Source organism: Streptomyces mirabilis (genome assembly GCF_039503195.1).
Taxonomy (GTDB): domain Bacteria; phylum Actinomycetota; class Actinomycetes; order Streptomycetales; family Streptomycetaceae; genus Streptomyces; species Streptomyces mirabilis_D.
In genome coordinates, this window is record NZ_JBCJKP010000001.1 from 1,888,488 (window position 1) to 1,901,341 (window position 12,854).

Below are 12,854 nucleotides of genomic sequence, written 5' to 3' on the forward strand. Positions count from 1 at the left end.
CGTGGCTGGTCGCGCGGTTCTCCGCAGCCCTCAGAGCGGGGCGCGCAGGTCGGCGCCCCTCCAGGGGCGCGGGTAACCGCGCGCTCAGCCGAAAACAACCCGCAGCCGGCCCGCGAAGCTCAGCGCCCCCAAGACGCCCGCGCCGCCTGCCTCATCACCCGGCGCCGGCGCCAACCGCTCAACCGGTCCACGTACAGACCACCCTCCAGATGGTCGTACTCGTGCTGCAGACACCGGGCGAACCACCCCGTGCCCCGCACCGACACCGGCTCCCCGTCCACCCTGAAACCCTCGACAACGGCGTGGTCGTACCGCTCCGTCCCCGCTTCCAGGCCGGGCAGCGAGAGACAGCCCTCCGGCCCGCGCAGCACCACTCCGTCCGCCTCGACGAGACGGGGGTTCACCACGTGTCCCAGATGGCGGACATCCTCGTCGTCCGGGCAGTCGTACACGAAGACCCGCGACGCGACGCCGACCTGGTTCGCGGCGAGGCCGACGCCCTGGGCGGCGTACATCGTCGCGAACATGTCCTCGACGAGTTGCGCGAGTTCGGGACCGAAGTCCGTGACGTCTTCACACGGTGTGTGCAGAACGGGGTCGCCGAGCAGAGTCACCGGCCGGACGCGCCCTCGGGTGCCGGGGATGGAGCCGTGTCGCATGGCGGCAAGGGTACGGTCCTCATGGGCGCGCGAATGTCGCGCGGGCACCGTGGAGGTGCCGCGATTCGGGCACGTGAGTGGATCTCGATAGGCTGAGGCCCACACGGTGCCGGGGGCAGAGGCGCGGCGCGTACGCAAGGAGGATCGAGAAACGATGTCAGGCAACTCGGACCCGCTGACGCCGCGGGCCAAGCTGGCCGTGACGGCGGGCAAGGCGGCGGCGGCCGTCTCGCGGGCCGCCGGACGCGGCAGCGGATCGGTGATCGGCGGCCGGGTGGCACTCAAGCTCGACCCCGATCTGCTGGCCAGGCTCGCCACCCACCTGGACGTGATCCTGGTGTCGGCGACCAACGGCAAGACCACGACCACCCGGCTGATCGCGGAGGCGCTGCGCGCCGCGGGCCCGGTCGTGTCCAACGCGCTGGGCGCCAACATGCCGGCCGGTATCACCTCGGCCCTCGCCGGGGGTTCGGACGCGAAGTTCGCGGTCATCGAGGTCGACGAGAAGTACCTCGCGGGTGTCGCCCGCGACACCGACCCGAAGTGCATCGCCCTGCTCAATCTCTCCCGCGACCAGCTCGACCGGGCCGCCGAGACCCGGATGATGGCCGAGCACTGGCGCGAGGGCCTGGCCGGTTCCAAGGCCGTCGTGGTCGCCAACGCCGACGACCCGCTCGTCGTGTGGGCCGCTTCCTCCTCGCCGAACGTCATGTGGGTGGCGGCCGGTCAGATGTGGAAGGACGACGCCTGGTCCTGCCCGTCCTGCGGCGGTGTGATGCAGCGCCCCGGAGACGACTGGTTCTGCGGCGACTGCGGCTTCCGCCGTCCGACGCCGACCTGGGCGCTGTCCGGGGACCACGTCCTCGACCCGCACGGCTCCGCGTGGCCGATCCACCTCCAGCTGCCCGGCCGGGCCAACAAGGCGAACGCCGCCTCGTCGGCCGCCGTCGCCGCGGTCTTCGGGGTGCCCCCGCAGGTCGCCCTGGAGCGCATGTACCAGGTGCAGGCGGTCGCCGGACGCTACGACGTGGTGCAGTTCATGCAGCGCGACCTGCGTCTGCTGCTCGCCAAGAACCCGGCGGGCTGGCTCGAGACGTTCTCCCTGATCGACCCGCCGCCGACCCCGGTCATCCTGTCCGTGAACGCGCGGGGCGCCGACGGTACCGACACCTCCTGGCTGTGGGACGTCGACTACACCCGACTGACCGGGCACCCCATCTTCGTGCTCGGCGACCGCAAGCTCGACCTCGCCGTGCGTCTCGAGGTCGCCAACCAGTCCTTCCAGGTCTGCGAGAACCTCGACCAGGCGGTGCAGCTCGCCCCGCCCGGTCGCATCGAGGTCATCGCGAACTACACCGCATTCCAGGATTTGAGGCGTCGTGTCGGCAACTGAGCAGCCACGGAGGACCAAGAGAATGAGTGACAACAGCCTGCGCCTGGTGTGGATCTACCCGGACCTGCTGAGCACCTACGGCGACCAGGGCAACGCCCTCGTCGTGGAGCGCCGGGCCCGCCAGCGCGGTCTCGACGTCGCCCGTCTCGACGTACGCAGCGACCAGCCGATCCCGACCTCCGGCGACATCTATCTGATCGGTGGCGGCGAGGACCGGCCGCAGCGGCTCGCCGCGGAGCGTCTGCGCCGCGACGGCGGTCTGCACCGCGCGGTGGGCAACGGCGCGATCGTCTTCTCGGTCTGCGCCGGCTACCAGATCCTCGGCCACGAGTTCATCAACGACCTCGGGCAGCGCGAGCCCGGCCTCGGCCTGCTCGACGTGGTCTCGGTACGCGGCGAGGGCGAGCGGTGCGTCGGTGACGTACTCGGAGACATCGACCCGCGCCTCGGCCTGCCGCAGCTGACCGGGTTCGAGAACCACCAGGGCGTCACCCACCTCGGCCCCACCGCGCGTCCGTTCGCGCAGGTGCGGCTCGGCAAGGGCAACGGCACCGGCGACGGCACCGAGGGCGCGTACAACGACACGGTCTTCGGCACGTACATGCACGGGCCCGTGCTCGCCCGCAACCCGCAGATCGCGGACCTGCTGCTGAAGCTGGCGCTCGACGTGAACGCGCTGCCGCCGATCGACGACCGCTGGTACGAGGCGCTCCGGGGCGAGCGCATCTCCGCGGCGCAGCAGCCCGCCTGAACGGTCGGCCAACAACGGACAAACGGTACGGGATGTCCACAGGGCGCGCTCGAGGGATACCTCAAGCGCGCCCTAGGCGTATCCGGCACGGTGTACCCAGGTCGGGCCCGCCTGACCGCATGTCCGCTCACTTGTGCGGCCACGTCCACCAGGCGGACGCCGGCTACGGCACCACCCCGTCCCGCCGGTAGGGTGACCGGGATTCCAGCCGGACAGCGTGGTCCGGTACCCGGCCCACGTTGAGAAGGTATTTCGGGCTATGCGCATTGGTGTCCTCACGTCCGGCGGCGACTGCCCCGGCCTGAACGCCGTCATCCGGTCCGTCGTGCACCGCGCCGTCGTCGACCACGGCGACGAGGTCATCGGCTTCCGGGACGGCTGGAAGGGGCTTCTGGAGTGCGACTACCTGAAGCTCGACCTCGACGCGGTGAGCGGCATCCTGGCTCGCGGCGGCACGATCCTCGGTTCCTCCCGGGTCCAGCCCGCGCAGCTGCGTGACGGCGTGGAGCGGGCCAAGGGCCATGTCGAGGAGCTCGGCCTCGACGCGATCATCCCGATCGGCGGCGAGGGCACGCTGAAGGCGGCCCGGCTGCTCTCGGACAACGGCCTGCCCATCGTCGGCGTGCCGAAGACCATCGACAACGACATCGCCGTGACGGACGTGACCTTCGGCTTCGACACGGCCGTCGGCGTCGCGACCGAGGCTCTGGACCGGCTGAAGACCACCGCCGAGTCCCACCAGCGGGTGCTGATCGTGGAGGTCATGGGCCGCCACACGGGCTGGATCGCCCTGCACTCCGGCATGGCGGCGGGTGCGCACGCCATCGTCGTCCCCGAACGCCCCTTCGACATCGAGGAGTTGGCCGCGCGGGTCGGCGAGCGTTTCGAGGCGGGCAAGCGGTTCGCGATCGTCGTCGCCGCGGAGGGGGCGAAGCCTCGCCCGGGCACCATGGAGTTCGACGAGGGCGGCAAGGACGTCTACGGGCACGAGCGCTTCGCCGGCATCGCCCGGCAGCTCTCCCTGGAGCTGGAGGAGCGCCTCGGCAAGGAGGCCCGGCCGGTGATCCTCGGGCACGTCCAGCGCGGGGGGACCCCGACGGCGTACGACCGCGTGCTCGCCACGCGGTTCGGCTGGCACGCGGTGGAGGCCGCGCATCGCGGCGACTTCGGGAAGATGACCGCGCTGCGGGGGACCGACATCGTCATGGTGTCGCTCGCGGAGGCGGTGGAGAGCCTGAAGACGGTTCCTGAGGAGCGCTACGCGGAAGCGGAGTGCGTGCTCTGAGGGTTCGTTCTCGGCTGCGGCAGCATCGTGGCTTGTCGCGCAGTTCCCCGCGCCCCTGACGGGGCGCTGCACTGACCCCGGTCACAGGTGTGGCCGGGGTCAGTCCTACTCTGGTTCGGACAGACAGCGCACAACGTACGAATCAGGAGCCGGCGGATGGATCACAGCGGGCACGGCATGACCATGGATCTGCCGCCGTTCACGCTGGGGCGGGGGCTCGAGTGGTCCGCGGACCCGTTCTTCCTCGTCGCCTGCCTGGTGGGACTCGGCCTGTACGGCTGGGGGGTTGTGCGGCTCGCGCGGCGCGGTGACAAGTGGTCGGTCGGGCGGACCATCGCCTTCGTGCTCGGCGTGCTGACCGTGATGCTCGTGATGTGCACCAAGCTGAACGACTACGGCATGGTCATGTTCAGCGTGCACATGGTGCAGCACATGGTGATCAGCATGCTCTCGCCGATCCTGATCCTGCTCGGAGCGCCGATCACACTGGCGCTGCGCGCGCTGCCGGTGGCCGCCACGCGAGGCAACAAGGGGCCGCGCGAACTCCTCCTGATGTTCCTGCACAGCCGCTACATGCGGATCATCACGCATCCGGCGTTCACGATCCCGCTGTTCATCGCGAGCCTGTACGCGCTGTACTTCTCCCCCATCTTCGACTTCCTGATGGGCTCCAAGACCGGGCACATCGCGATGATGTGCCACTTCCTCGCCGTCGGCCTGGTCTTCTTCTGGCCGATCATGGGCGTCGACCCCGGACCGCACCGGCCGGGCTATCTGATGCGGATGCTGGAGCTGTTCGCGGGCATGCCGTTCCACGCGTTCTTCGGTATCGCGCTGATGATGGCGTCCGCGCCGATGGTGGAGACGTACAAGAACCCGCCCGCCTCGCTCGGCATCGACGCGCTCTCCGACCAGAGCGCCGCGGGCGGCATCGCCTGGGCGTTCAGCGAGATCCCCTCCGTCCTCGTGCTGATCGCGCTGCTCTTCCAGTGGTACGCCTCCGAGAAGCGGCAGGCCCGCCGCACGGACCGGGCCGCCGACCGCGACGGTGACAAGGAACTCGAGGCGTACAACGCCTATCTGGCCTCACTCAACGCACGCGGCCGCTGAATTAACTTTGCAATTCACCTTGCGTGAAGGGCTTTTCGGTTCAGTAGCATGGGGGACAACGGGGGAAACCGCAGGGGGAGCGGTCATGTCAATTCGTGCGTCCATGCAAAGGGCGGGGATTTCCGCCGCCCGACGGCTCGCTCTACTGCTGGTTTCGGCACTGATAGTCAGCGGGTGCAGTAAATCCGATCAGTTGTTCGTGGTGCGGGCCGTGGCGGTGGGGGTTTCCTCGGTCTCCCCCTTCTTCAAGGAGGACCGACAGCTCGGCACGGACATCCATCTGCCCGAGGCCCGGCCCAGCGGTGGCGTGCAGGCCAGTAACAGTCCCGGGCTGTACGGCGGGGCCCCTGACGGCAGCGACGGAAGCGGTTCACCGGCACCGGCGCCCGAACCCGGTACCGCACCCGGCACCGGCACCGGCCCTGGCACCGGCGTGTGGGGCGGCACCACGAAACCCGGCACCTGCGCCGTGGCGAAGTTGAAGAAATTCCTCACCGACCCCAAGAACTCGGCGAAGGCCCAGGAATGGGCGCGGGTCCTGCATATAAGCACGGATCAGATCCCGAGTTATATCGATCAACTCACACCCGTCGTACTGCGTCACGACACTCTCGTGACGAATCACGACTACAAGAACGGCAAGGCGGTTTCGTACGCCGCGCTGCTGCAGGCCGGAATCGCCATTCTGGTCGACCAACAGGGACTGCCCGCGGTGAAGTGCTCCTGCGGCAATCCGCTGCTCCCCTTCGAGGGAAAGGCCTCGAAGACCGATGTGCGGTTCAAGAACGGCAACCATCAGTGGGCCGACTACCGGCAGGACCGCGCCGTGGTGGTCGAGCCGCCGCCCGGGGCACAGGAGATCCACAAGCTCCAGCTCGTCGACGTGCACAACCCCGACCGGGGGATCGCCCGCCCGGTGGGCAGCGACGGCAGCCAGGACCGGTCCTTCGACACCCAGCAGAAGCACGCCGTACCGCCGGTCACCGGCATGACCTTCGCCGAGGCGACCCGGCGGCTGACCGACGCGGGGCTGGGAATGTCGTACGCCGGTGACACCCTGCCGGCCGACGACGCCCAGGTGACGGCGTCCCGGCCGGCCGAGGGCAGCCAGGTCGCCTGGGGCACGTCGGTCGTCCTGTCGGCGCCGTCCGACAGCCCGCCGGAGAGCGGCGGTGGTCCCGCCACGCCGTCGGATTCCGGCACGAGCACGGGCGGCACGAACGGAGCGGGCGGCACGAGCACCGGCGGCACGAACGGGGCGCGCTCGGATCCCGGGACGACCCCGCCCACTCCGTCCGGGGGATCGTCCGGCCCCTCTTCCGGCCCCTCGTCCGGCGGCGCGTCGTCGGGCAGCGCCTCGCCGTCCGACGGCGGCACCGGGTCGAGTGTCCCTACGGATACGGGCACCCCCACCCCCACGAAGCCCGCCGCTCCCACGGACACGAGCGGCGGAACGGGCGGCGGAACGACGTCGGACCCGTCGCACACCTCTCCGACCGGCTCACCTGCGAGCAGTGTCCCGACCACCCCCTCGGCCACTGCCCCCACCGCGCCGACGGCCGAACCGACGTCACACGCACCGACCTCGCACGAACCGACCTCGACCAAGCCCACCGTCAGCAGCGCGCCGCCGCCGAGTGAGCCCGTGTCGAGCACACCGCCCGCCCCGGTCGACCCGGGTACGAGCGACTCCGCGCCCGGTGGGCCCACCGAGAGCGCGGCCTGACCGGCGTACGACAACGCAGAACCCGGGGGCAACCGGATGACAGCAGGATCAGCGCAGTCGGGAGTGGGCCGGATCATCGACGGCCGGTATCTGCTTCTGAAGCAGGTCGGCTCCGGCGGGATGGGCCACGTCTGGCTCGCCCACGACCAGCGGCTCGACTGCGACGTGGCGCTCAAGGAGATCAGGTTCCGCGATGTGCGGGAGGGGAGTGAGGAGCACGAGTCCCGGATCGCGCGCGCCCGCGCCGAGGCCCGGCACGCGGCGGTGCTGCGCGGCCACCCGCACGTGGTGACGGTCCACGACGTCCTGGAGCACGACGGCCTGCCATGGATCGTGATGGAGTACGTGGCGGGCGCCGAGGACCTGCGGGCCTGGCTCGCCCGGCGCGGCCCGCTGGCACCCGACGAGTGCGCCCGCGTCGGCCTCGCGGTGCTGGACGCGCTGACCGCCGGGCACGAGCGCGGCATCATGCACCGGGACGTCAAACCGGCCAACATCCTGCTCGCCCCGGACCGCGCGGGCACCCCCGGCGCGCGCATCCTCCTCACCGACTACGGCGTCTCGGTCCAGCCGGACTCCCCCGAGACCCGCTGGACCCGTACCTCCGTCCTGGTCGGCACGGCGGGCTATCTGGCACCGGAGCGGGCGCAGGGCGCGCAGCCGACCGCGGCCTCCGACCTGTTCTCGCTGGGCTGCACTCTGTACTTCGGTGTGGAGGGCCACGGCCCCTTCGACCGCGACAGCCACCTGGGGGCGCTCGCCGCGGTGGTCTCGGAGGAGGCGCCGCCGTCCCGGCGGGCCGGTGCGCTGGGGCCGATCATCGACGCGCTGCTGGTCAAGGACCCCGCCCTGCGGATCTCCGCGGAACGGACGGCGGCGGCCCTGGCCCGGATCATCCTGCCCGAACCCCATCCGCCGACCCAGGTCGACACCGGCTCGCAGCCCGCGTGGGCGGGGCTCGTCACCTCCGACGGGCCCGGCGGTCCTGCGCCACCGGGCCGGCCCCCGGGCGGCCCGTCCAGGGACCACGACTACGCGCCGCCCGCACACGACCAGAGCCCGTCCCCCGCCCGGGACCAGGGACTGGCCCGGGAACGGGGTTTCGCGGCACCGGGTTCGTACGTCCCCACGGCCCAGGCCTCTCCCGCGCCGACGCAGCACGCGACGTACGCACCCATGGCGCAGGCAGCCGGTGCCCCGGCCGCGTACGCCCCTCGACCGGGCCAGGGCTTCGGTCCGCCGACCCCGCTCCCCCCGCAGCCCGGTGCCGGCTTCGGTCCGCCCAGTTTCGTCGGGCCCGCCGCACCCGCCCCGGGTCCCGGCGGGGGGCGTCACAAGCGGACACTGCCTCTGCAGGTGACCGCCGCACTGCTCCTCGCTCTGTCGCTGACGGCGGGAGTGATCTGGGGTATGGCCCGGTACGACGGGACGCGGACGCCCGTAGCCCCGTACGGCGCCCAGGTCGGGCTCTCCGCACCGCTCAAGAAGGGCGACTGCGTACTGAGCGACCCGTCCCCCGCGCCGTCCTCGGGTACCCCGCGTCTGCAACTGGATCCGAGCTGCGGAGCGCTGCGCCCCGACGGGCAGGTGATGGAGCTGTACAAGGCCCGCTCCTTCGAGGAGGCCGGCAGCGACGGACCGGACCAGTGCGCGGAGCGGACGAAGGCGACCGCCGACAAACTCGCCTGGCACGTCCAGAGCCTGGCCGTGGTGCCCACCCGCGAGGGCTTCGACGCCACCGGCGGGAACGTCGCATGCCTGCTGGTCGGGAAGCACGGTCCGGTGTACGGCAGGCTCGGCGCCCTCCGCCCGTACGGGATGGCGTTCGAGGACGCGACCCAGATGCAGCAGGGCGACTGCCTCGGCCATGCCCGCGGCGACGCGAGCGAATACACCCACTACGAACTCGTCTCCTGCGACCAGGACCATGTGGGCCGGGTCTTCCGGATCACGCACCTCACCACCCTCACACCGGGCAAGAAGCCCGATGCCGAGGCGGACGCACAATGCGCGGCCGACGCCCCGCCGCAGCAACGCGACTATCCCGCCGACACCTATGTGAGTCATGGCCTGCGCAGCACAGGACTGTGGAGGAAGGGGTACTACCTGGTGGTCTGCAGCATCGAGCGTCTGGACAAGTCCCTCATGCACGGAGGCGAGTAGCACACCCGGCCCTGGCGAACTACGTCCCTTCGGGTGAAAATGGGCGCAGGCCACGGCCCGCGTCGCGGACCCCGCCGGGAGAAGGGTGTACTGCGATGCCCGGTTCGACGAAGGCGATGGGGGTGCTCACCGTCGGCGGACTCGTCATGGTGACGGCCTACACGGTGGCGCTCGGCAGCAACGGCTGGCTGTGGTTCGGCTGGGTGGTGCTCGGTCTGCTCACCATCGGCATGGTTGCCTCGCGCAACGCCTGACCGCGCGCACCGGTCACTGTCACTCCCTGGGCAGCGGTCCCGCCGAATGCACCCCCGGCTGGTACTTCGGCAGCCGGGCGGTGATCTTCATGCCCGCTCCCACCGCGGTCTCGATGACGAGGCCGTACGCGTCCCCGTACACCTGGCGGAGCCGGTCGTCGACGTTGGACAGTCCGATGCCGCCGGAGGGGCTCACCTCCCCGGCGAGGATCCGGCGCAGCCGGTCGGGATCCATTCCGGTGCCGTTGTCCTCGATCACGACCAGGGCTTCGGCGCCCGCGTCCTGGGCGGTGATGCTGATGTGGCTCTTGTCGGTCTTGCCCTCCAGTCCGTGTTTGACGGCGTTCTCCACGAGGGGCTGGAGGCAGAGGAAGGGCAGCGCGACCGGCAGCACCTCGGGGGCTATCTGCAGGGTGACCGAGAGGCGGTCGCCGAAGCGGGCTCTGACCAGCGCCAAGTAGTGGTCGATGGCGTGCAGTTCGTCGGCGAGGGTGGTGAAGTCGCCGTGCCTGCGGAACGAGTAGCGCGTGAAGTCGGCGAATTCCAGGAGCAGTTCGCGGGCTCGCTCGGGGTCGGTGCGGACGAACGAGGCGATCACCGCCAGCGAGTTGAAGATGAAGTGCGGGGAGATCTGGGCGCGCAGGGCCTTGATCTCGGCCTCGATCAGACGGGTGCGGGACTGGTCGAGGTCGGCGAGCTCCAATTGCACGGAGACCCAGCGGGCGACCTCACCCGCGGCCCGGACGAGGACGGCGGACTCGCGGGGCGCGCAGGCGACCAGCGCTCCGTGGACGCGGTCGTCGACGGTGAGCGGTGCGACGACGGCCCAGCGCAGGGAGCAGTCGGGCTCGTCGCAGTTCAGCCGGAAGGCCTCGCCGCGGCCGGTCTCCAGCGGGCTGCCGAGCCGTTCCATGATCTCGGTGCGGTGGTGCTCCCCCAGACCGTCCCAGGCGAGGACGGTGTCCTGGTCGGTGAGACACAGGGCGTCCGTGCCGAGCAGGGTGCGCAGTCGTCGCGCGGACTTGCGGGCGGTCTCGCCGGTGAGGCCCGCGCGCAGTGGGGGCGCGGCCAGCGAGGCGGTGTGCAGGGTCTCGAAGGTGGCGTGTTCGACGGGGGTGCCGAGGCCGCCGAGGTTCTCGGGCCGCGCGGTGCGCCTGCCGAGCCAGAACCCGGCGGCGAGCAGCGGGAGCACGGCGACGCACAGGCCCGCCAGGAATCCGCTCACGCCGTCACCGCCTCGCTCGACGATCCACTCACGCCTTGGCCTCCCCGCGTGCGTCGGCGTCCGCGCGCCTGTCTCCTCCGGCCAGTTCTTCCGGCAGGTGGAACCGGGCCAGGATCGCCGCCGTTCCGGTCGGCACCCGTCCGGCCGTGGCCAGCGACACCAGGACCATGGTGAGGAACCCGAGCGGCACCGACCAGAGCGCGGGCCAGGCGAGCAGGGCGTGCAGCGCGCCCGAGCCCGGGTAGCCCGCCATGGTCGCGGCGACGGCGACGAAGGCGGCGCCGCCGCCGCCGAGCATTCCGGCGGCCGCGCCGGGTGGGGTCAGCCGCCGCCACCAGATGCCGAGGACGAGCAGCGGGCAGAAGGAGGAAGCGGACACGGCGAAGGCGAGTCCGACGGCGTCGGCGACGGGCAGTCCGCCGACGATCACGCTCGCCGCGAGGGGTACCGCCATGGCGAGCACGGTGCCCAGCCGGAAGTGGCGTACGCCGCGCGCGGGCAGCACGTCCTGGGTGAGCACCCCGGCCACCGCCATGGTGAGTCCGGACGCGGTCGACAGGAACGCCGCGAAGGCCCCGCCCGCCACCAGCGCGCCCAGGAGATCCGCGCCGAGCCCGCCGATCACGCGGTCGGGCAGCAGCAGGACGGCGGCGTCGGCGTTCCCGGTGAGGCTCAGTTCGGGGGCGTACAGGCGACCGAGCGCCCCGTAGACGGGCGGCAGCAGGTAGAACGCGCCGATGAGGCCGAGGACGGCGACCGTGGTGCGGCGGGCCGCGACACCGTGCGGGCTGGTGTAGAAGCGGACGACGACGTGCGGCAGTCCCATCGTGCCGAGGAAGGTCGCGAGGATCAGTCCGTACGTGGCGTACAGCGGGCGTTCCTCGCGGCCCGCCGCCAGCGAGGTCGACATGCCGCCGCTGCTGCCCCGCTCGGCGGCCGGGACGGGGTCGCCCTTGGCGAAGGTGAGCCGGGTGCCGCGCTCGATGTGGTGGACGCCCGCGCGGAGTCGGAGCCGCTCGCCGTCGTAGCGGTGGCCGTCGACCTGGCCGGTGGCCGTGACGCCCAGCGGGGCCGAGAGCCTCAGGTCGAGGCTGTCGTCGATACGGACGACGCGCTGCTCGCGGAAGGTCGCGGGTTCGGCGAAGGCCTGGCGCGGGGCGCCGTCGGCCTGCCAGGCGAGGACCAGGAAGAGTGCGGGGACCAATAGGGCGGTGAGCTTGAGCCAGTACTGGAAGGCCTGTACGAAGGTGATGCTGCGCATGCCTCCGGCGGCGACGGTGGCGACCACGACGACCGCGACGAGCACCCCGCCGAACCAGTCGGGCGCTTCGGTCAGGACGGCCAACGTCAGCCCGGCACCCTGTAGTTGGGGCAGCAGATACAGCCAGCCGACCCCGACCACGAAGGCACCGGCGAGGCGTCGCACGGCCGGTGAGCCGAGGCGCGCCTCCGCGAAGTCGGGCAGGGTGTACGCGCCGGAGCGGCGCAGCGGGGCCGCGACGAACAGGAGCAGAACGAGATAGCCGGCCGTGTAGCCGACGGGGTACCAGAGCATGTCGGGGCCCTGGACGAGGACGAGGCCCGCGATGCCGAGGAAGGAGGCGGCGGAGAGGTACTCGCCGCTGATCGCGGCCGCGTTGAGCCGGGGGCCCACGGTGCGTGAGGCGACGTAGAAGTCGGAGGTGGTCCGGGAGATGCGCAGGCCGAACGCGCCGACCAGGACGGTCGCCACGACGACGAGGGCGACGGCGGGGACGGCGTAGTTCTGATTCACGGCTCAGCGGTCCTCATTCACGGCTCAGCGGTCCTCGACCATGACGCGGCGGTCCTCGTTCACGGCTCAGCGGTCCTCGACCATGGCGCGGCGGTCCTCGTTCACGGCTCAGCGGTCCTCGACCATGGCGCGGCGGTCCTCGTTCACGGCTCAGCGGTCCTCGACCAGGCGCACGAAGTCCTTCTCGTTGCGCTCCGCGCGCCGCACGTACCAGCGGGCGAGCAGGACCAGGGGCGGGTAGACGCAGAAGCCGAGCACGGCCCACTCCAGGCTCGCGCCGTCCGGCATCGCGGCGAAGACCAGGGGCAGTGGCCCGACCAGCAGGACCAGCACGGCGAACACGACCAACGCCGCGCGGAGTTGACTGCGCATCAGGGAGCGCACGTAGGTGTGGCCGAGCGTGGTCTGTTCGTCGATCTCGGTCCTGGGCCGGTAGTAGCCGGAGGTGCGGCGGGTGCGCCGGGGCACCCCGGTGACGACCACCCGGCGTTCGGTCGGGTCCTGCGGCACGCCG

Annotated in this window: 11 protein-coding genes; 7 read left to right on the top strand and 4 right to left on the bottom strand. The window is 71.4% G+C overall.

The window, feature by feature from the left end; genetic code table 11:
* Window positions 1-119 precede the first annotated feature (119 nt).
* Window positions 120-659, bottom strand: coding sequence for a peptide deformylase (def, locus tag AAFF41_RS09115; protein ID WP_319750661.1), 540 nt, complete (start codon window positions 657-659; stop codon window positions 120-122).
* Between the two features lie 154 nt (window positions 660-813).
* Here def and AAFF41_RS09120 point away from each other — a divergent pair, with 154 nt between their 5' ends.
* The 7 genes from AAFF41_RS09120 to AAFF41_RS09150 all read left to right on the top strand — a co-directional run bounded on the left by AAFF41_RS09120 (window position 814) and on the right by AAFF41_RS09150 (window position 9,341).
* Window positions 814-2,052: a MurT ligase domain-containing protein gene (locus AAFF41_RS09120; protein WP_054228954.1), complete on the top strand. Its 1,239-nt coding sequence runs from the start codon at window positions 814-816 to the stop codon at window positions 2,050-2,052.
* 22 nt (window positions 2,053-2,074) lie between these two features.
* Window positions 2,075-2,803: a type 1 glutamine amidotransferase gene (locus AAFF41_RS09125; protein ID WP_054228955.1), complete on the top strand. Its 729-nt coding sequence runs from the start codon at window positions 2,075-2,077 to the stop codon at window positions 2,801-2,803.
* A 259-nt stretch (window positions 2,804-3,062) separates the two neighbouring features.
* The gene (locus tag AAFF41_RS09130) at window positions 3,063-4,088 is read left to right on the top strand and encodes a 6-phosphofructokinase (RefSeq protein ID WP_054228956.1); all 1,026 of its coding nucleotides are present in this window, start codon (window positions 3,063-3,065) and stop codon (window positions 4,086-4,088) included.
* A 156-nt stretch (window positions 4,089-4,244) separates the two neighbouring features.
* Complete coding sequence (locus AAFF41_RS09135; RefSeq protein WP_054228957.1) at window positions 4,245-5,198, top strand: cytochrome c oxidase assembly protein; 954 nt, start codon at window positions 4,245-4,247, stop codon at window positions 5,196-5,198.
* Between the two features lie 211 nt (window positions 5,199-5,409).
* Window positions 5,410-6,924, top strand: coding sequence for a DUF6777 domain-containing protein (locus tag AAFF41_RS09140; RefSeq protein WP_319750662.1), 1,515 nt, complete (start codon window positions 5,410-5,412; stop codon window positions 6,922-6,924).
* A gap of 36 nt (window positions 6,925-6,960) precedes the next feature.
* Complete coding sequence (locus tag AAFF41_RS09145; RefSeq protein ID WP_343323820.1) at window positions 6,961-9,087, top strand: serine/threonine-protein kinase; 2,127 nt, start codon at window positions 6,961-6,963, stop codon at window positions 9,085-9,087.
* Between the two features lie 95 nt (window positions 9,088-9,182).
* Entirely contained in the window at window positions 9,183-9,341 is a 159-nt protein-coding gene (locus tag AAFF41_RS09150) for a hypothetical protein (RefSeq protein ID WP_168489788.1), read from the top strand.
* 19 nt (window positions 9,342-9,360) lie between these two features.
* On the opposite strand, the gene AAFF41_RS09155 is transcribed toward AAFF41_RS09150, so the two are convergent.
* The 3 genes from AAFF41_RS09155 to AAFF41_RS09165 form a co-directional block, all read right to left on the bottom strand.
* The gene (locus AAFF41_RS09155; RefSeq protein WP_319750664.1) at window positions 9,361-10,566 is read right to left on the bottom strand and encodes a sensor histidine kinase; all 1,206 of its coding nucleotides are present in this window, start codon (window positions 10,564-10,566) and stop codon (window positions 9,361-9,363) included.
* Between the two features lie 28 nt (window positions 10,567-10,594).
* Window positions 10,595-12,340, bottom strand: a complete 1,746-nt coding sequence (locus tag AAFF41_RS09160; protein ID WP_319750665.1) for a sodium/solute symporter — start codon at window positions 12,338-12,340, stop codon at window positions 10,595-10,597.
* Window positions 12,341-12,490: 150 nt separating this feature from the next.
* Complete coding sequence (locus AAFF41_RS09165; protein WP_054228962.1) at window positions 12,491-12,850, bottom strand: hypothetical protein; 360 nt, start codon at window positions 12,848-12,850, stop codon at window positions 12,491-12,493.
* Window positions 12,851-12,854: the final 4 nt, after the last annotated feature.